General features: G+C 67.8%; 18 protein-coding genes. 7 read left to right on the top strand and 11 right to left on the bottom strand.

Annotation, left to right across the window (positions count from 1 at the left end; genetic code table 11):
- Positions 1-55: 55 nt before the first annotated feature.
- Together AC5P9P_RS07490 and AC5P9P_RS07485 are read right to left on the bottom strand one after the other, a co-directional pair.
- A complete protein-coding gene (locus AC5P9P_RS07490; protein ID WP_005410581.1) occupies positions 56-397 on the bottom strand; it encodes a hypothetical protein in 342 nt (113 codons plus the stop codon).
- Between the two features lie 124 nt (positions 398-521).
- Complete coding sequence (locus AC5P9P_RS07485) at positions 522-1,697, bottom strand: thiolase family protein (protein WP_033834339.1); 1,176 nt, start codon at positions 1,695-1,697, stop codon at positions 522-524.
- A gap of 183 nt (positions 1,698-1,880) precedes the next feature.
- Here AC5P9P_RS07485 and AC5P9P_RS07480 point away from each other — a divergent pair, with 183 nt between their 5' ends.
- A complete protein-coding gene (locus tag AC5P9P_RS07480) occupies positions 1,881-4,727 on the top strand; it encodes an autotransporter serine protease (RefSeq protein WP_049402341.1) in 2,847 nt (948 codons plus the stop codon).
- A gap of 44 nt (positions 4,728-4,771) precedes the next feature.
- Here AC5P9P_RS07480 and AC5P9P_RS07475 read toward each other — a convergent pair whose 3' ends face one another.
- A complete protein-coding gene (locus tag AC5P9P_RS07475; RefSeq protein WP_005410578.1) occupies positions 4,772-5,869 on the bottom strand; it encodes a Glu/Leu/Phe/Val dehydrogenase dimerization domain-containing protein in 1,098 nt (365 codons plus the stop codon).
- 278 nt (positions 5,870-6,147) lie between these two features.
- Between AC5P9P_RS07475 and AC5P9P_RS07470 the strand changes: the two genes are divergently transcribed.
- Positions 6,148-7,224 (top strand): HDOD domain-containing protein, encoded by a 1,077-nt coding sequence (locus tag AC5P9P_RS07470; protein WP_005410577.1) that lies wholly within the window; start codon positions 6,148-6,150, stop codon positions 7,222-7,224.
- Between the two features lie 3 nt (positions 7,225-7,227).
- Here AC5P9P_RS07470 and AC5P9P_RS07465 read toward each other — a convergent pair whose 3' ends face one another.
- From AC5P9P_RS07465 to AC5P9P_RS07455, 3 genes are all read right to left on the bottom strand, one after another.
- Positions 7,228-8,820 carry a phospholipase D family protein gene (locus tag AC5P9P_RS07465; RefSeq protein WP_033834337.1) on the bottom strand — a complete coding sequence of 531 codons (1,593 nt, stop codon included), beginning with the start codon at positions 8,818-8,820 and terminating at the stop codon, positions 7,228-7,230.
- Positions 8,821-8,950: 130 nt separating this feature from the next.
- Positions 8,951-9,649 (bottom strand): RNA pseudouridine synthase, encoded by a 699-nt coding sequence (locus tag AC5P9P_RS07460; RefSeq protein ID WP_033834386.1) that lies wholly within the window; start codon positions 9,647-9,649, stop codon positions 8,951-8,953.
- A 47-nt stretch (positions 9,650-9,696) separates the two neighbouring features.
- Complete coding sequence (locus AC5P9P_RS07455; protein ID WP_033834335.1) at positions 9,697-10,197, bottom strand: M48 metallopeptidase family protein; 501 nt, start codon at positions 10,195-10,197, stop codon at positions 9,697-9,699.
- A gap of 62 nt (positions 10,198-10,259) precedes the next feature.
- Between AC5P9P_RS07455 and AC5P9P_RS07450 the strand changes: the two genes are divergently transcribed.
- Positions 10,260-10,817, top strand: coding sequence for a DUF2058 domain-containing protein (locus AC5P9P_RS07450; protein WP_033834333.1), 558 nt, complete (start codon positions 10,260-10,262; stop codon positions 10,815-10,817).
- A 170-nt stretch (positions 10,818-10,987) separates the two neighbouring features.
- On the top strand, positions 10,988-11,254 hold the full coding sequence (locus AC5P9P_RS07445; RefSeq protein WP_005414219.1) for a DksA/TraR family C4-type zinc finger protein: 267 nt from the start codon (positions 10,988-10,990) through the stop codon (positions 11,252-11,254).
- 509 nt (positions 11,255-11,763) lie between these two features.
- Here AC5P9P_RS07445 and AC5P9P_RS07440 read toward each other — a convergent pair.
- A complete protein-coding gene (locus tag AC5P9P_RS07440; RefSeq protein ID WP_080353465.1) occupies positions 11,764-12,357 on the bottom strand; it encodes a mechanosensitive ion channel family protein in 594 nt (197 codons plus the stop codon).
- Positions 12,358-12,393: 36 nt separating this feature from the next.
- Positions 12,394-12,573 carry a hypothetical protein gene (locus AC5P9P_RS07435; RefSeq protein WP_005410570.1) on the bottom strand — a complete coding sequence of 60 codons (180 nt, stop codon included), beginning with the start codon at positions 12,571-12,573 and terminating at the stop codon, positions 12,394-12,396.
- A gap of 126 nt (positions 12,574-12,699) precedes the next feature.
- Here AC5P9P_RS07435 and AC5P9P_RS07430 point away from each other — a divergent pair, with 126 nt between their 5' ends.
- Genes AC5P9P_RS07430 through AC5P9P_RS07420 form a run of 3 tightly spaced genes read left to right on the top strand, consistent with a single transcriptional unit; the run spans position 12,700 to position 14,700 of the window.
- Positions 12,700-13,278 carry an RNA polymerase sigma factor gene (locus tag AC5P9P_RS07430; RefSeq protein ID WP_033834331.1) on the top strand — a complete coding sequence of 193 codons (579 nt, stop codon included), beginning with the start codon at positions 12,700-12,702 and terminating at the stop codon, positions 13,276-13,278.
- The gene (locus tag AC5P9P_RS07425; protein ID WP_005410568.1) at positions 13,275-13,808 is read left to right on the top strand and encodes a hypothetical protein; all 534 of its coding nucleotides are present in this window, start codon (positions 13,275-13,277) and stop codon (positions 13,806-13,808) included. The genes AC5P9P_RS07430 and AC5P9P_RS07425 overlap by 4 nt, the downstream gene beginning before the upstream one ends.
- Before the next feature lie 10 nt (positions 13,809-13,818).
- On the top strand, positions 13,819-14,700 hold the full coding sequence (locus AC5P9P_RS07420) for a DUF4097 family beta strand repeat-containing protein (RefSeq protein WP_033834330.1): 882 nt from the start codon (positions 13,819-13,821) through the stop codon (positions 14,698-14,700).
- A gap of 49 nt (positions 14,701-14,749) precedes the next feature.
- Here the strand turns inward: AC5P9P_RS07420 and AC5P9P_RS07415 are convergent, their stop codons facing one another.
- From AC5P9P_RS07415 to AC5P9P_RS07405, 3 genes are all read right to left on the bottom strand, one after another.
- Positions 14,750-14,932, bottom strand: coding sequence for a hypothetical protein (locus tag AC5P9P_RS07415; protein ID WP_005410566.1), 183 nt, complete (start codon positions 14,930-14,932; stop codon positions 14,750-14,752).
- Positions 14,933-14,943: 11 nt separating this feature from the next.
- Positions 14,944-15,237, bottom strand: a complete 294-nt coding sequence (locus AC5P9P_RS07410) for a YkgJ family cysteine cluster protein (RefSeq protein WP_053462562.1) — start codon at positions 15,235-15,237, stop codon at positions 14,944-14,946.
- A 229-nt stretch (positions 15,238-15,466) separates the two neighbouring features.
- The gene (locus AC5P9P_RS07405) at positions 15,467-16,828 is read right to left on the bottom strand and encodes an Hsp70 family protein (RefSeq protein WP_033834328.1); all 1,362 of its coding nucleotides are present in this window, start codon (positions 16,826-16,828) and stop codon (positions 15,467-15,469) included.
- Positions 16,829-16,982 lie beyond the last annotated feature (154 nt).

The following is a 16,982-nucleotide window of genomic DNA, read 5'->3' as shown; positions in this document are numbered from 1 at the left end:
AAAAAGCCGCTGGCGAACCAGCGGCTTTTCCAGAACGGCGTGAAGAAAGAAGTTATTACTTCTTGGCTTCTTCAGCAGCGTCCTTGGCCTTCTCAGCGGTGCCTTCAGCAGCCTTGGCAGCGTCAGCAGCAGCGCCGGCAGCAGCGTCGGTGGCAGCACCGGCGGTCTGGGCAGCGGCGTCGGTGGCGGCGTCAGCAGCGGTGGCGGCGGTGTCAGCGGCCTGCTGGGCAGCGTCGGCGGTCTGGGCGCCAGCAGCGGCGGCCTGGTCGGCAGCAGCCTGGGCTTCGGTGGCGGCTTCGTTGGCCGAAGCAGCGGCGTCCTGGGCAGCTTCCTGCTTCGAGCAGGCGGCCAGGGCCAGAGCCAGGGACATCGCGACCAGCAGCTTGTTGATGCTCATTGTGTAAATCCTCGTCGTTAGAATTAGGCAACGCGCATGCTGCGCGCCGACAACATGATGACAAGCCAAGATTGGGTGTCAAGCGATCCCGCATTCATTTTTGCGAAATCATCGTTAAATCTTTTTAAATCAATTCGATGGCGATTGCCGTTGCTTCGCCGCCGCCGATGCAGAGGGTGGCAATGCCGCGCTTGCCACCACGCGTGCGCAGAGCGTTGACCAGGGTCACCACAAGACGTGCGCCGGAGGCACCGATGGGGTGACCCAGTGCGCAGGCGCCGCCATTCACGTTGAGCTTGTCGTGAGGGATGCCCAGTTCGCGCATCGGGGCCATCGCCACCACAGCAAAGGCTTCGTTGATTTCGAACAGATCGACCTGGTCCAGCGACCAGCCGGTCTTGCCCAGCAGCTTGTGCAGCGCGCCGATCGGGGCGGTGGTGAACCACTCCGGTTCCTGCGAGTGGGTGGCGTGGCCGACGATGCGGGCCAGCGGGGTGATGCCACGTGCGGCCGCGTCTTCCTCGGTCAGCAGGACCACCGCGGCGGCGCCGTCGGAGATGCTGGAGGAACTGGCGGCGGTCACGCTGCCGTCCTTCTTGAAGGCCGGGCGCAGGGTCGGGATCTTGGCGATGTCCGAGCGCCCCGGCTGCTCGTCGGTGGCGACCTCGACGTCACCCTTGCGGGTGGCTACCTTCACCGCGACGATTTCATCGGCAAACGCACCATTGGCCTGGGCAGCCTGCGCGCGCTTGACCGACTCGATCGCATAGGCGTCCTGCTCTTCGCGGCTGAACTGGTACTTGTCCACCGCGCACTCGGCGAATTCGCCCATGGCCTTGCCGTCGTAGGCGTTGACCAGGCCATCGTGGGCCATGTGGTCGACCGCCTGGAAGTTGCCGAAACGGTTGCCGGTACGGGAGTTCGGCAGCATGTGCGGGGCGTTGGACATCGATTCCATGCCGCCGGCGACCACGATGCTGGCCGAGCCGGCCTTGATCAGGTCATGGCCGAGCATGATGGTCTTCATGCCCGAGCCGCACACCTTGTTCAGCGTGGTGGCACCGGCCGACAGCGGAATGCCGGCGGCGATCGCGGCCTGGCGGGCGGGCGCCTGGCCGAGGTTGGCCGGCAGCACGCAGCCCATCAGGACTTCGGAAACGTCGCTGGCCGGGACACCCGATTGTTCCAGCGCGGCGGCGATGGCTGCCGCGCCGAGGGTCGGGGTCGGTACGCCGTTGAACTGGCCGAGGAAGGAGCCGATGGCGGTGCGCTTGGCGGCCGCGATGACGATGTTGGACATGGCAATCTCGTTGATGCGTAAGCAATGTTCGGAAAGGAGACCGGAGGCCGTTGGATGCGCCCCGGTTTCCCGGCAGACTGCGTGGGGGTCGGCCCAAGTATAGAGGGTCGGGGAGGGCTGCCGCTGTGCGGCGCCGAACGCCTGCCGGGATGAAGGCAGGCCAACGTTCACGGGAAGGAATCGATGGAGCGAACGATGATGGTGAGGTCTGTGCTGGCAACCGCGCTGGCGATGGCGCTGACGGCCTGTGGTGGAGGCGGCGGAGGCGGCAGCAACGTGCGCGTCGACCCACCCCCGACCACGCCGCCCCCTCCAACCACGCCTCCGCCGACGACACCACCGCCTGCCAAGCCGCAGGAGCCGGCCTTTGATGCGCATCTTTCAGTCACCAACGCGCGTGCCGCACAGGCCGCCGGCCTGACCGGGCAGGGCGTGCGCATCGGCATCGTCGATTCGGGCGTGCAGCGCAACGCGGTGGCCTTGAATGGTCGCGTGCTGGCCAACTTCAATTACATCGATCCCGCCAGGAACAACCTGGCGGTTGATGACGTGGTCGGGCATGGCACCGCCGTGGCCAGCCTCGCCGCCGGCGCAGCAGTGGGGACCTGGCCGGGCGGTATCGCGCCAGGCGCCCAGATCGTCTCGGCAAGAATCATTTCCGACAAGCCGCCGACCGATGACGGCAGTGGCCAGGGCAATGCCTTCAGTGGGCCGCTGGGCGTGGCCCAGGTCCACCAGGACCTGATCAGCTACAACGTGAAGGTGATGAACAACTCGTGGGGCGGCCTGTACTGGACCGACCTGCCGACCACCGCGCAGGTAGCCGCCGAATACCGGCCGTTCGTGATCAACCACGGTGGCCTGGTGGTGTTCGCCGCCGGCAATGACGGCCGCAGCGAGCCGAGCAGCCTGGCCGCGCTGCCCAGCCAGAAGGGCGTGGCAGGCACGCTTCCGGCGGCCGATCTGGAGCGCGGCTGGCTGGTGGCCACGGCGGTGGACCCGTTTACGCCTGGCGCGCTGGCCAGCTATTCGAATGCCTGCGGCCAGGCGGCCCGCTACTGCCTGGCAGCGCCGGGCAGCGCGGTCTACCCGGATGCCAACGGTGGCAGCTACTACTGGAACTACGGCACCTCGTTCGCCGCGCCGCTGGTCTCCGGTGCGGCGGCGCTGGTCTGGCAGCGCTTCCCCTACTTCAGCAACGATCTGGTGAGGCAGACCCTGCTGGGCACTGCCAAGGACATCGGTGCGCCCGGCGTGGATCCGGTGTTCGGCTATGGCCTGCTCGACATCGGTCGCGCGATCAACGGTCCCGGCCGCTTCGACTGGGGCGATGTGGTTGCCAACGTTGATGCCGGCTCGACCAACTCGATGTGGAGCAACGACATCACCGGCAGCGGTGGCCTGGTCAAGCAGGGCGGAGGCAAGCTGGTACTGGCCGGCAACAACAGCTATTCCGGCGCCACCCGCATCGAGCGCGGCATCCTGACGCTGCAGAACGGTGGCGTGATCCGTTCCAATGTGACGATCCTCGCCCAGCCCGACCCGGACTCCACCGGTCTGCAGTTCAACGGTGGCACGCCGCGGGTGATCGGCAATGTGGTCAACGGCGGCAGCGTGTTCCTCACCACCGGCAACACCACCGGCACCATCGAGGGCAACTACACCCAGCAGCCCGGCGCGCAGCTGATGATCGCGCTCGGTGCCAACGCACTTCAGGTCACCGGCAACGCAACGATCAATGGCGGTGTGCGTGTGCACGGCTTCGTCTCCGGCTATGTGCCGCAGAACGGAACGCGCCAGGACCTCATCCACGCCGCGGGTGGCCTGAACGGCACCTTCAGTAGCCAAGCCACTTCCACCGGTCTGCAGGGGCTGACCCTGGTGGCACCCACGTATGGCTACGACAGCAACAACGCCTGGTTGAACGTGAACCAGGTCAGCGTCACCGCCGCAGCCAGTGGCCTGAGCGCCTCCGCACAGGCCGCAGCGCAGCGCCTGGAAGGCGCATTCGCAGTGCTCGACGGCAACACCGGCCTGCAGGGATCGCCCTTCGGTGCGGCAGCCGGTGCGCTGCAGTGGGCCGGAGGCGGCCAGCAGGGCCTGGCCGACAGCCTGCAGAGCCTGTCCGGCCAGGCGCATGCCCGCGCCGAGGCCGCCACCTTCGACAGCATCGACATGTCGCGGCGTGCGATTGCCGAGCGCTTCGATCGTGTACAGGCCACCCCGCGCCTGCGCGGGAGCTGGCAGAGCGCGCTGGGTGAGGCGGGGCAGGGCAGCTTCGCCGGCAACGCCGCCGACAGCCGGGGCTGGATGGCCGGCCAGGATCTGCCGCTGGGCGGCAACGGCCTGATGGGCGTCGCCTTCGGTGAGACCCGCAGCAATGGAGGCAGCAGCTTCGACGGTGATCGCGGGCGCGACCGCCAGGCGCAGGCACAGTTGTACGCTGGCTGGAGCCTGGGGCGCGGCTATGCGCTGGCCCAGTTCGGCAGTGGCCAGTTCACCCGCACGCTGGATCGCCAGCTGCTGCTGGGTGCGGGTGCCTACGGTGTCTCGGCGCGTTACGGCGGGCGTTTCAGCAGCGCCAGCGTGGAAGGCGGATATCGCCTGGGCCGCGCAGGCGCTTCGGTGACGCCCTACCTCGGTGCCAGCACCACGCGTGTCGATACCGATGCGTTCAATGAGCTGGGCGGTTTCGGCTTCGGCCTGCGGGGTGATGCCACCCGCGCTCAGCGCAGCCAGATGCTGGCCGGCATCCGCGGCGAGCGGGGCTGGGGGCGTTGGAACCTGCGCGGACACGCCGAGTGGCAGCAGCGGCTGGACGGCGGTGACGCCGATTGGCAGGCCAGTTTTGTCGGCGTGGATGCCTGGGCGCCGCTGGCAGGCTGGGATGCGCCGCGCGGCAGTGCGCTGATCGGCGTGGCGCTGGAATCGTGGTGGGGCCGCAATGGCCGCTTGAGCCTGGGCTTCGACCAGCGTATCGGTGGCGAGGGCGCGCAGCAGGCTGCGTTGCGCTACAGCACCGGGTTCTAGCAATCGGTCGCGCCGGGAAGGCTCCCGGCGCGACGTCTGCAGCCTCAGCCGCCGCGCAGGTTGCCCAGGCGCGGAGTGCTGCGGCCCAGCGGCATCTTCAGCTTGCCGATCGACAGGATGCGGCTTTCCGCAATGCGATCGGCGGCCCGCTGCGGCGCGATGTTCTCGCGCTGCGACAGTTCGAAGATGCGGGTGAGGTTGTGGTAGATGCTGCGGATCAGGCGCATCGCGCGTTCGCGGTTGTAGCCGTCGATCTCCAGCGACACGTTCATCACACCGCCGGCGTTGACGGCGTAGTCCGGGGCGTAGAGGATCCCGCGCGCATGCAGTTCGTCGCCGATCTCCAGGCTCGACAGCTGGTTGTTGGCCGTGCCGCAGATGATCTTGGCCTTGATCCGCGGCAGCGTATCGGCGTTGATCGCGCCTTCCAGCGCACACGGTGCGAACACATCGGCGTTCACTTCGTGGATCTCGTCCGGCTTGACCGCCTCGGCGCCGAAATCGCTGACTGCACGATCAACCAAGGCACTGTCCAGGTCGGTGACATACAGTTTGGCACCGCGGTCACGCAGCAGTTTCACCAGTTCCATGCCGATGTGGCCCAGGCCCTGCACCGCGATGCTGGTCTTGCCTACTTCCTCATGGCCGAACTTGAAGCGCATCGACGCCATCAGTGCCTGCAGTGCGCCGTAGGCCGTGAAAGGCGCCGGATCGCCGGAGCCACCATGGACCTGGTGCACGCCGGTCACGAACTGGCTCTCCAGGTAGATGTTCTCCATGTCGTTGACGTCGGTGCCAACGTCCTCGGCGGTGATGTAGCGGCCGCCCAGCGAATCGACGTAGCGGCCGAAGGCGCGGAACAGTACCTCGGTCTTGTCCGTCTTCGGGTCGCCGATGATCACCGCCTTGCCGCCGCCCACGTTGAGCCCGGCCAGCGCATTCTTGTAGGTCATCGTCCGGCTCAGCCGCAGCACATCGGCCAGCGCCTCGTCGGTGCTGGCGTAAGGGCGCATGCGCACGCCGCCCAGGGCCGGGCCCAGGGTGGTGTTGTGGATGGCGATGATCGCCTTCAGGCCGGCATCGTGGTTGTGGCAGAACACCACTTGTTCGTGGCCGGTGGTGGCGAGGGTTTCGAATAGCATGGCGTCTCCGATGGCGCGAACAGCGGCGAACTGCAGCGAACGGCCAGTGAACGGTAGGGTCCCAAAACAAAAAAAGCGACGTCGTCAGTGCAGGGGGACGGGTCGCGCGGCGCCATTCTAGTCCATTCCCCCGGTCGCTGCCGTCGACATCGGCGCCCTTCCGGTTAAAGAAGATGAAAGTGCGGCCGATGCTGCGACGACGGCGGGTGGCCGGATTCGCGTGAAGAGGCAGGGCGGTCAGTGACGGCAAGGGCACCACAACGACAGGGCAGGCGGCGATGACGCCGGCCTGGTGGCGATCGCTGCGCGGCTGGCTGGCGCGCTCGACCGGGGCGGCTCCGTTGCGCCTGGCGGCCGTATCGCGACAGGCGGTCGCTGCTGCCGCAGCCAGCCTTCAGGGCGAGGCCCTGCAGGCCGGTGAGATCGCCGCCCACCTGCAGCGCGGCCTGCATGCACTTGCCCTGTACCCACGGCTGGCCGGCGAGCCTGCCCCCGTGCAGGATCCGGCACTGGGCGAAGCGGTGGCGCGCGCGCTGCAGGACCGTGACTGGGCCGCCCGGCACCTGCCACGGCGCCCGCAACTGCTGCCGCAGCTGATCCAGACCGTCAACGACGATGCCGCCTCGGCACGGGTGATGGCGGCGATCATCGGCCAGGACCCGGTGCTGACCGGAAATCTGCTGCGCATCGCCAACAGCCCGGCCTACAAGGTGCATGAGCGGCCGGTGGAAAGCCTGCAGCGTGCGGTGACCCTGGTCGGTACCGAGGGCGTGCGCCAGATCATCAGCGCAGTGCTGGTGCAGCCGGTGATGCAGGTGCAGTGCGGCATGTTTCCGCAGTTCAGCACGATCATCTGGGAGCACGCACTGCTGGCTTCGCGTGCGGCCGCCGATCATGCGCGCACGGTCACCTTCGGTGATGCCTTCGCTGCGCAGTGGCTGGGCCTGGTGCAGGGGCTGGGGTCAGCGCTGGTGATGCGCCAGCTGCTGCAGGAAGCGCAGGCACGCGACGAAACCGTGGAGCCGGCGCTGGCCCTGCAACTGCTCCAGCAATGGTCGTTGCCGCTGGCACAACGCGTGGCTGCAGCCTGGGAGCTGCCCGAGCCCGTGCACCAGGCACTGGCGCCGGAGGCCGATGGCCCACTCGCCGACAGCCTGCGTCTGGCCAGCGCTGCGGCGGCAGCCAGCCTGCTGTGCCGGCATGGACATGCCAGCCAGAGTCGCATGCTGGCCCTGCTCGAACAGTTGCCTTCAGCGCCGCCGCATGCCCTGCGTTGGATCTGGCGGCGCCTGCATGGACGCAGCGTGGAAACACGTGATGAGGCCGGACAGGAAGAGGCGGGTCCAACGCCCTGAGCGCTACAGCTGCGATTCGACCGGCAGCCAGCTGATCACCCGCGACAACCAGCGTTTGCGCGCCGTTGCCCCCGGCTCCGCCTCCACCCAGTGCGGTGGCGGTTCGCGCTCCAGCCAGCGCAACCGGCGACGGTCATCCAGCGCCAGCCACCAGCTGTGCCTAGGATCAGCCAGGCGCAGGTACTCGTCCCGCAGCTGTGCGCCCAGCACCGGATCGTCGAACAGCACGCCCATCTCGGTGTTCAGATAGGCCGAGCGCGGGTCGAGGTTGAACGAACCGACAAAACCGCGGCGGTCATCGACCAGGAACGCCTTGGTATGCAGGCTGGCGCCGCTGCTGCCGAACACGCCGGCATCGCCGGACTGCCCTTGTGCCTTCAGTTCGTAAAGGTGGACGCCGGCTTCGAGCAACGGCACGCGGTAGCCCATGTAGCCACCATGTACGGCGGCGACGTCATTGGCGGCCAGTGAGTTGGTGACCACGCCGACCTGCACGCCCCGCCCGGACATGGCCGAAAAGCCATCCAGGCCCTCGTTGCCGGGAACGAAGTAGGGCGAGATCAACAGGGCCTTGTGCCTGGCGGCCTGCAGCTCGCTGATCAGGGTCGACACCAGCCAGGCAGCGCGATCGTCCTTGCGGTGCTTCATCGGCGGGTCGGACACGATGCGCACTGCACCGCTCCAGCGCAGCGGCTCGGGGCTCGGGCGTTGCCGCTTGCGCGATTCGGCCACGCGCGCCAGGTACGGCCGGGCCACGTCCCGCTGCGCCTCGTGGTCCGATTCGCGCACCAGCAGGCGCAGTTGTGCGTCGGTATGGAAGGCAAGCGCGGATACCGGAATGGCGGTTTCGCTGTTCCAGTAGTCGTCGAAGATGCGGTTGGCCTGCTCCACGGCGGGGCCGGCGACCAGCAGGTCCAGATCCTGGAAGTTCACATCGGTGCGCGCGCTGAAATACTCCTCGCCGATGTTGCGGCCACCGACGATCGCGACGCGGCCATCGGCGATCCAGCTCTTGTTGTGCATGCGGTGGTTCACGCTGAAGAAGCGCTGCACCATCTCCACCATGCGCAGGATGCCGGTCCGGTTGCGGAACGGGTTGTACAGGCGGATCTCGATGTTCGGATGCGCATCGAGCGCCATCATCAGCGCGTCCTTGTCCTTGGCATTCATGTCATCAAGCAGGATGCGCACGCGCACGCCGCGCTCGGCGGCGTCATACAGCGCCTTGGCCATCAGGTGGCCGATCAGGTCGTCGTGCCAGATGTAGTACTGCAGGTCCAGGCTGCGGCCTGCGTGCGTGGTGATCATCGCGCGTGCGGCGAAGGCATCCATGCCATCACTGAGGAAGGCCACGCCGGACTGGCCGGGATGGGCCTCCTGCAATGGCACGATCTGCTGGTCGATGCGGGTCTGCGCCGACTGCAGTGGCAGCACATGCGAAGGCGTGCCCCGTGCCTGCGGCGTGAGGTGGTCGGCCAGCAGCAGGCCGGACAGCACCAGCAGCACCAGCGCAGCGAGAATGATTGCAGCGATGCGCAGCAGGCGTCGCCACAGCGGCTTGGGCAGGCTCATGCCCCGATGGTAGAGCCACGCCATGCGTGAAGGAATGCCTGCAGGATCGACAGGGGGTCAGAGCCCTTGCCTTCGGCACGGGATCCCGCCCCGAGGGGGCGTCACCGATGGGGTCGGATCCCATTCCACAGGAAAGGGCTCTGACCCGCACACCTCAGAACCGCTCGTGGCTGCCCAGGTAGCGCCATTGCCCCGGCGGCAGCGGCCCCAGCGCCACGCGTCCGATACGCAGGCGGCGCACCCCGGTCACCTGCAGCCCGGCGGCTGTCACCGCTGCACGCAGGCCCTTGGCGGTAAGCCCCTTGCCGGCAAAGCGCAGGCGTTGTTCGCTCTGCCAGCTGACCTTGCCGCCGCCGGCCTCCTGCTGCAGACGCGCCATCAGCCATGGCCCACGCTCCGGGCCGCCTTCGGCCACTTCGATCAGGTATTCCTGCTCGGTGCGGCCCAGATTGCGCTGCAGATGGGCCAGCGTGGCCGGATCCTGGCTGACCACCACCAGGCCGCTGTCGCTGGCCGGAAGCGAGGCGGCCAGCTGCAGGCCATGGAAGTGACGCTGCAGAGGACGGATGTCGCTGGCATCGAGTTCGCTGTGGCTGTCACTGCTGACCAGCGCACACAGGGTCTCAGCGGCAACGCCGGCCGGCTTGTTCAACAGCATGCTGACCCGCTCGGCCTTTTCATCGCTGGCCTGCGCGGCTACGACGATCACCGCGCTGTCATCGACCGGGCGCTGCGGCTGCTCCACCACGTCGCCGTTGACCGTGACCCAGCCGCCTTCGATGTAGCGCCGCGCTTCGCCGCGCGGGATGCCGAGCAGGGCGGACAGGCGTTTGTCGAGACGGATCGGTTCCATGGCGGCAAGGTCGGGCAGGGGGCGCGCAGTGTAGCTGCTGCGGCCGGTCAACGCTGGCCGCGGTTGGCCAGCTCGGTCAGGTACAGGCGGGTATCGAACTCCAGCTGCAGGTAATCCGGCTCCATGTGCTGGCACAGCTGGTAGAAAGCCTTGTTGTGGTCGGATTCCTTCAGGTGGGCCAGCTCATGTACCACGATCATGCGCAGGAACGCTGCTGGTGCCTGGCGGAACACGGTGGCGATGCGGATCTCGCGGCTGGCCTTGAGGCGGCCGCCGTGCACGCGGGAAATGGCGGTATGAGTGCCCAGCGCGTGCTTGATCACTTCCAGCGTGTTGTCGTAGCAGACCTTGTTGAGCGGCACCGACTTGCGCAGGTAGCGGTCCTTCAGCTCCTGGGTGTAGTCGTACAGCTGGCGGTCGCTGCGTACCTCGTGCGGGTCGGGATAGCGCTGCTGCAGCCAGGGGCCGAGCTTGCCTTGCGCCAGCAGTTCGCTGACCTGGGCGACCAAGGGTTCGGGATAGCCGGTGAGGTACTTCAGGACTGCCATGCAGGGGCGGCGGGGCGTCGGTAGAATGGGGCATCCAAGATTACACGCGGTACGCACCGACCATGGCAAAGCCCAACGCGCTGCAGGAACAATTGCTCAAGGCCGGCCTGGCCAAGAAGTCGCAGGCCAGCGCCGCCGCGCGCGAGCAGGCCAAGGCCCGGCAGGGCAAGGCCGAATCGACCTCGGCCGACGTCCAGCGCGAGGCTGAACGGGCCCGCGCCGAGAAGGTCGAGCGCGACCGCGCGCTGGCCGCCGAGCGCAATGCGCAGGCCAGGCAGGCTGAACAGAAGGCGCAGGCGAAGCAGATCATCGCGGCCCATGCCGTGCCCCACAAGGGCGATGACGAGTACCGCTTCAGCGATGGCACGGCGATCCGCACCCTGCTGATCGACCCCAAGCTGCGCAAGGCGCTGTCGGTCGGCGTGCTGGTCATCGTTGCCCACGGCGACGGTTACGCGCTGCTGCCACGTGCTGCTGCCGAGAAGGTGCGTGAGCGCGCCCCGGAAGCGATCATCGTCGACCACGGCCAGCCGGGCTCGACCGCGGAGATCTCCACCGGCAACGCCGAGGACGACGCCTACTACGCGCAGTTCCAGGTGCCCGACGACCTGGTCTGGTAAGCAAAAAGGGGACGGAGGGGATTAAGTCGCGATCGACCTGATTGAAGCCCTCCACGTTCTGCTCAGATTGCTGAAGATCAGCCGGGCATGGCTCTGCTCAACACAGGTCTGCTCCTTTGTGCGCGGGTGTATCGTCCCCATATCAGGCGACACACCTGCGGAGGATGGCCATGGCCACCGGTTGGGCGGGAGACGGCGCGGTCCAGGACCAGATCGACGCCACCGTCGACGATGCGATTGCCCGCGCGCGGCGCCAGCTGCGGCAGGGCCCTGGTCTGGAACACTGTGAGGAATGCGACGCACCGATTCCGTTGGCGCGGCGCCAGGCCGTGCCTGGGGTACGGCTCTGCGTGGCGTGCCAGCAGGCGCATGACGACGAAGAGCAGGCGCATGCCGGGTACAACCGGCGTGGCAGCAAGGACAGCCAGCTGAGGTAAGGGGTGTTTTATTGCAGGGCTGCGCCCTGCACCTGCAGAAGCAACGTCAACATCAAAGGCTGGCATTCCGTGGGTTGGCAGGGCGGTGTCGGAGTGCGGGGACGCCGTGAACCCGTCCATGGGGCCTTGGCCGCGGCATCCATGCCGCGGACACCCCGCACTCCGACACCGCCCCGCCTCTGACAGATTTCCGCGATCTGTTGGAACCCGCTGCTGATGCCGACCGTTGGTCGGCACGGGGTCGGATTCAATTTTGACTATCGATATCTGACAGATGTGCCGACCAACGGTCGGCACCCACCAACAGCGCGCGGAATCTGTCAGAGGTGGGGCGGTGTGGGTGGGCAGGACCGTTGGCGCCATGGATGGCGCCATCGAGCCCCCATGGACGGGTTTACGGCGTGTCCTGACCACCCACACCGCCCCGCCATCCCACGGAATGCCGCTCTTGATCTTGCTTCGGCTTCGGCCTCTGCAGGTGCAGGGCGCAGCCCTGCAAAGGCCCCCCCTCAGCCGTCGCCCTGGATGCCGCCGGGGGCCTGCGCCGGGTCGCGCCAGCGCCGCACCGTGCGCTGGAAGAACAGGTTGTTCGGCAGCTGCAGCACCGTGCCCTCGTGGCCGTCGCCGGTCTCCTGCAGCGTGGTGTAGATCAGGTTCACGTCGATCACCCGGCCCTTCAGGCCCGGTTTCTCGCCGTTCTCCAGCACCTCGATGTAGTCATGCAGTCGGAACGGGCGCGTGGTGAAGATCAGCAGCGTGCAGAAGATGTTGGAGAGCACGCTCCAGGCCGCGAAGAAGGCCACCGCACCCACCGCCGCGAAGCCGGTGAACGCGGTCCACAGTACCGACGGCGATGCGCCGAGCAGGCTGAGGATGTACAGCACTGCGCTGAAATAGACCACGAAACTGGTGATCCGGCGCGCGCCCATCACCATTTCCGGTGGCAGCGTGTAGTGCTCGGCGAAGCGGCGGATCAAGCGCCGTGCCAGCACCCGCAGCAGCCACGCGGCCAGCAGGGTGAGCAGGATCTTCACGGCGATACCCGCGTCGTGGAGCCAAGGGTAGGTCCAGGTCGGCAGGTGATCCTTCAGGGACAACATCATGGGGGCGACGACGGGTGGCAATAACGGCCCTCGATGTTACCCGGCGCGTGCGGGGGATTCGACCGCCGGGGTCCAGGCCAGGCAGACCAGCTCCTGGCGGTGCTGCTGCAGGCAGGCGCGGCCGTTGTCGGGGCGCAGCTGCAGTGACAGGCCCAGCGCCTGCAGCAGGACGCAGGCAGCGATCACCAGCAGGGCGGCGCAGGAAGGGCTGGACATGGCAGGACTCCCGGACGGCAGATTCGCGAAGGACCTTCCATGGATGCAGCAGCCGTCGAAAAGGTTGCATGGCATCGGCCGTCGATCGGCTCTAAACCTTTTCCCGGGTCGCCGCATCCAAGCGATATGCTCGACACCACCATGCCCGCGCCGCCCGCCGCCAACGACGCCGTCGACGAACCCGCTCTGGTACGGGCGGCGGCCGCCGGCGACACCGCTGCCTACGAACTGCTGTACCGGCGTCACGCGCCGCGTGTATTCGCTGTCCTGTGGCGGTTGTGTGGCGGCCAGCAGGCACGTGCCGAGGATGCGCTGCAGGAGGCCTTCCTGCAGGCCTGGAAAGCCCTGCCAGGGTTCCGTTTCGAGAGCAGCCTGTCCACCTGGCTGCATCGGCTGGGGGTCAACGCCGCACTGATGGAACTGCGTGGTCGCGCCGCAGGGCAGGATCACGACAGTCTGGAGGATGTCGATGGCGGCCTGCTGGAACTGGCGGTGCATGACCGTTGCGCGGGTACCGAGCGTGACCTGGAGCGCGCATTGTCGACACTGCCACCAAGGGCGCGTGCGGTACTGGTGCTGCACGATATCGAAGGCTGGAAACACCAGGAAATCGCCGAGCAGCTGCAGATGGCTGTCGGCAGTTCCAAGGCACAGCTGCATCGTGCGCGCGGCCTGTTGCGCGCACGGCTGGGAGACATGACATGAGTACACACGAACACGATTCCGATCACGACCTGCTGGCCCGGCTGCGCGCGCTGCCGAACGAGCGCGATGTACCCGCCGATGGCTGGGCACGCCTGTCCGCCCGGCTGCCGCCGCGTGAATCGCAGGCAGCGCCCGCGCCAACGGACAACGTGGTGGTCCTGCCGGTGCGTTCGCGGCGCCGCTGGTGGTTGCCGGCCGGCGCTGCCCTGGCTGCCAGCTTGGCACTGTATGCGGTGGCGCCGTGGCGGCATGCGCAGCCGGATACGCCGGCGCCGTCCGCCCTGCAGCTGCAGGCCGCGGCGATGACCGAGCAGTATCAGCAGGCCGTCGCTTCGCTGCCCGATGGACGGGCGCCGGAATGGCAGCCGGCCCTGCACGAACTGGATGAAAGCGCGGCGCAGATCCGTGCCGCCCTGGCGCAGGACCCGCGTGCGCCGCACCTGCTTGGCCAGCTCAAGCGCACCTATGCGCTGCGGCTGGAACTGACCCGGCAGGCGGCCTATGCCGCCGAGTCCGGCTTGACGACCTGAGGAGACCCCCATGACCCGAACCCTGATTTCCTGCTGTGTCGCGCTGCTGCTGACCCCTGCCGTGGCACTGGCCGACATCCGCATCGACGAGCGCCACACCTTGGCTGCGGGCGGTCGCATCGAGCTGAGCAACGTGGCCGGCAAGGTGACCGTGCGTGGCTGGGACCGCAATGACGTGCAGCTCACCGGCACGCTCAGCGACGGCCTGCAGTTGCGCCAGGAAAAAAGCGCCAACCGTGTGCGCTGGGAGATCGAATATCCGCGCCGCAGCAACAGCGGTGGTGCAACGCTGGTGTTGAACGTGCCGCGATCGGTGGAGCTGCTGCTGAGCACGGTCAGCGCCAGCCAGGACATCAGTGGTATCGACGTGCGACGGCTGCAGGCCGACACGGTCAGCGGCAGCCTGAGCGCGGCTGGCCGCAGTGGCGACAGCAAGCTCAACACGGTCAGTGGCAGTGTCAGCGCACGCCTGCAGACACCGAAGCTGGATGTGAACACCGTCAGTGGCCGCATCGAGGCCGGCGGTGGCGTGTCCGGTGATATCGGTGCGCAGACGGTGTCCGGACGGGTCCAGGTCGACGCCGGGCGCGTGCAGCGACTGGCGGTGGAAACCGTTTCGGGCAGCATCGATCTGGCAGCAGCCGGGTTGGCGCCCGGCGGCCGCATCAATGTCGAATCGGTCAGTGCCTCGGTCACGCTGAGCCTGCCACGCACGGTGTCGGCACAGCTGTCGGTGAACAGCTTCAGCGGCTCGATCAACAGCGACGCCGGTCAGGTGGAGCGGCCGCGCTACGGGCCGGGCAGCCATCTCGATACGCGTCTGGGGGGCGGCGATGGAGACATCCGCATCCAGTCGCATTCGGGCAGTGTGCGGGTACGCCTGGATCGCTGAGCACGGTCCGGCAGGCCGCGGCGGCAGCGCCGCCGCGGTCGGTACTGGGTCAGCTGGCTTTCTTCAGCGCCCAGGTGGTGCCGAGGACTTCGATCTTGCCACCGGCCTTGCGGAACGCTGCCAGGTCCGAAGCGATCGAATCGCTGCTGACCACGGTGCTGGCGGCCGCGCCCTTGCGTTCGCTGCGGATGCTGTTGCTGGCCTTCGCGGGGGTCTTTGCCTTGCGGGGCATGGTTGCTCCTGTCAGGTGGAAGGGGAGGAAAGCGCCCAGGCATCGGCCTGGCGCAGGTAGTCCTGCCGCTCGCGGCGGCAGTCATCGCCGCCCATCGAAAACTGGCGGCAGATCGCCGGGCGCTGCGAATAGATCGTGCAGCGCAGGTGATAGGGATCGATCGCCGCGCACCAGCCTTCCTCGTTGCGCGCCATCACGGCACGGCCGTGGGTGTCGCGTGACAGGAACTGGCCAGGCACGTGGTCGCCGGGCTGCAGCAGCACGGGCAGCCGGCAACAGACCGCGTCACAACGGCGGCAGTCGATGGGTGCAGGTGCTGCGTCAGGTTGTAAGGCCACAGGGGCCTGGCGGGTGCCCAAAGCGGGTCTCGATGGCGGCTCAGGTGCTGCGCGGACCATGAACGAGCCAGGAAGGCATGGCCGCTAGGCCCGCAGGGCGGGCCAGGCTGCACCGTGGACACACACCGGCGTGGCCGGTGGAAGGTGCAGCGGGGTTCTAGCCGACCAAGAGTAACTTAGACCGCGTAACGTTTTGTTAATCCTGGCAGGCTGCCGCCAACGCCAGGCCCTGGACCACGCCCAGCGAGGGCTCGCCGTGGACCATGCGGGCCCCCGGGAAGGCCTCGGCCACGGCCTGGCGCAGGTAGCCGGCACGGGACATGCCGCCGGTCAGGAACACCGCATCCGGGTCGCCCCCGATGTCGCTGCGGACCTGGGCCAGCAGTTCCCGGATCTGCTCCAGGTAGCCGTGGGCGGCGGCGGCCAGGCCATCGGCGCTGCTGTCGGCATGCAGGTCGCGGGCGATGTAGTCCAGCGTGCTGCGGTGCTCGCTGGCGGCGCTGAGGGCGATCTTGGCGCGTTCGACATCGCGGTACAGGCGGGCGGTATTGCCGGTGTCCTGCAGGGCCTGCAGGCGCCCGCCCCACGGCTCGTCGACGTGATCGTATTTGTGCTGGCGGAAGTCGCGCTGGCGCGTCATGTCCTGCACGGTGGCTGCTTCCACATAGTGGTGGGCGGGCACGCGGGTGATGCCGCGGCCGAACAGCGGCATGTAGCTGGACAGGCTCAGCGCCAGATCAATGTCGGTACCCCCGCGGGCGATACCCCACGCGCGGTGGATACGCGGGGCGTCGTCGCCGCCGACTTCGGCATGCGCGATATCGGTGGTACCGCCGCCGATGTCGACGATCACCGCCTGGTGCCGCTCGCGGCTTTCGGCGTGGTAGTGCATGGCCGCCGCGGCGGGTTCTTCGAGGAAATCGATCTGGTCGAAGCCGGCCTGGGTGGCGGCCTCGCGCAGGATATCCAGTGCCTGGTCATTGCCGGCCGCGCCGATCGAGCTGCGGAACTGCACCGGGCGGCCGAGCAGAGCGGCACGCAGCGGCTGGCCAAGCTGGGCGCTGGCGGTCAGGCGGATGTGTTCGAGGATGTGCGCGGCGATGCCGGTGATGGTCTGCTTCGCGCGTGGGTGCAGGTTGTAGCCCAGCATCGACTTCGGGCTCTGCACCAGGTTGCCTTCGTGTTCCTCGAAATAGGCTTCCAGCGCGTCGTCGCCGTAGACCGCGTTCTGCAGCAGGTCGCTGGCGCTGCGTTCCTTGCCGGCGCGGGCCTCCATCCATTCACGGCGCAGGGCGCGCAGGGCTTCACGGCGCAGCGCCTGCGGGGTGCGTTCCTGGCCGGCGGCACGGGCTGCACGCGCGGCGCTATCGATCATCTGCTGCAGCTGGTGTTCCTGGCCGTCGTCGAGCTGGAAGTCGTCCGGGTCGGGCACCACGCCGGGGAAGTACACGCTGGTGCGGAACTGTTCGGCGTCACCGAAACGGATCGGCAGCAGTTTCCCCTCATGCACGATGGCGGCGGCGGAATTGCTGGTACCGAAGTCGATGCCGAGGCGCATGGGGAGTTCCGGGGGCGGTCAGGGGCCGCGCACTCTGCTGCAGTTCGCCGCCGACTGCAAGTTCCAGCGTCGCGGCTGCTCCAGCCGTGGTCATGGCGGCGGCCGGGCACCTGCCAGGGAGCCGGGGCCCCGGACCGGGCGGTTACAATGGCGG

The organism is Stenotrophomonas sp. YJH_SMC_14-1 (genome assembly GCF_059372275.1).
The sequence above is the reverse complement of the archived record's forward strand: the minus strand, read 5'-3'. Positions and strand labels throughout refer to the sequence as shown.

Bases quoted from the DNA above. Each gene is read 5' to 3' on its own strand.
- AC5P9P_RS07490 (WP_005410581.1), bottom strand. From the start codon at position 397: ATGAGCATCAACAAGCTGCTGGTCGCGATGTCCCTGGCTCTGGCCCTG.
- AC5P9P_RS07485 (WP_033834339.1), bottom strand. From the start codon at position 1,697: ATGTCCAACATCGTCATCGCGGCCGCCAAGCGCACCGCCATCGGCTCC.
- AC5P9P_RS07480 (WP_049402341.1), top strand. From the start codon at position 1,881: ATGGAGCGAACGATGATGGTGAGGTCTGTGCTGGCAACCGCGCTGGCG.
- AC5P9P_RS07475 (WP_005410578.1), bottom strand. From the start codon at position 5,869: ATGCTATTCGAAACCCTCGCCACCACCGGCCACGAACAAGTGGTGTTC.
- AC5P9P_RS07470 (WP_005410577.1), top strand. From the start codon at position 6,148: ATGACGCCGGCCTGGTGGCGATCGCTGCGCGGCTGGCTGGCGCGCTCG.
- AC5P9P_RS07465 (WP_033834337.1), bottom strand. From the start codon at position 8,820: ATGGCGTGGCTCTACCATCGGGGCATGAGCCTGCCCAAGCCGCTGTGG.
- AC5P9P_RS07460 (WP_033834386.1), bottom strand. From the start codon at position 9,649: ATGGAACCGATCCGTCTCGACAAACGCCTGTCCGCCCTGCTCGGCATC.
- AC5P9P_RS07455 (WP_033834335.1), bottom strand. From the start codon at position 10,197: ATGGCAGTCCTGAAGTACCTCACCGGCTATCCCGAACCCTTGGTCGCC.
- AC5P9P_RS07450 (WP_033834333.1), top strand. From the start codon at position 10,260: ATGGCAAAGCCCAACGCGCTGCAGGAACAATTGCTCAAGGCCGGCCTG.
- AC5P9P_RS07445 (WP_005414219.1), top strand. From the start codon at position 10,988: ATGGCCACCGGTTGGGCGGGAGACGGCGCGGTCCAGGACCAGATCGAC.
- AC5P9P_RS07440 (WP_080353465.1), bottom strand. From the start codon at position 12,357: ATGATGTTGTCCCTGAAGGATCACCTGCCGACCTGGACCTACCCTTGG.
- AC5P9P_RS07435 (WP_005410570.1), bottom strand. From the start codon at position 12,573: ATGTCCAGCCCTTCCTGCGCCGCCCTGCTGGTGATCGCTGCCTGCGTC.
- AC5P9P_RS07430 (WP_033834331.1), top strand. From the start codon at position 12,700: ATGCTCGACACCACCATGCCCGCGCCGCCCGCCGCCAACGACGCCGTC.
- AC5P9P_RS07425 (WP_005410568.1), top strand. From the start codon at position 13,275: ATGAGTACACACGAACACGATTCCGATCACGACCTGCTGGCCCGGCTG.
- AC5P9P_RS07420 (WP_033834330.1), top strand. From the start codon at position 13,819: ATGACCCGAACCCTGATTTCCTGCTGTGTCGCGCTGCTGCTGACCCCT.
- AC5P9P_RS07415 (WP_005410566.1), bottom strand. From the start codon at position 14,932: ATGCCCCGCAAGGCAAAGACCCCCGCGAAGGCCAGCAACAGCATCCGC.
- AC5P9P_RS07405 (WP_033834328.1), bottom strand. From the start codon at position 16,828: ATGCGCCTCGGCATCGACTTCGGTACCAGCAATTCCGCCGCCGCCATC.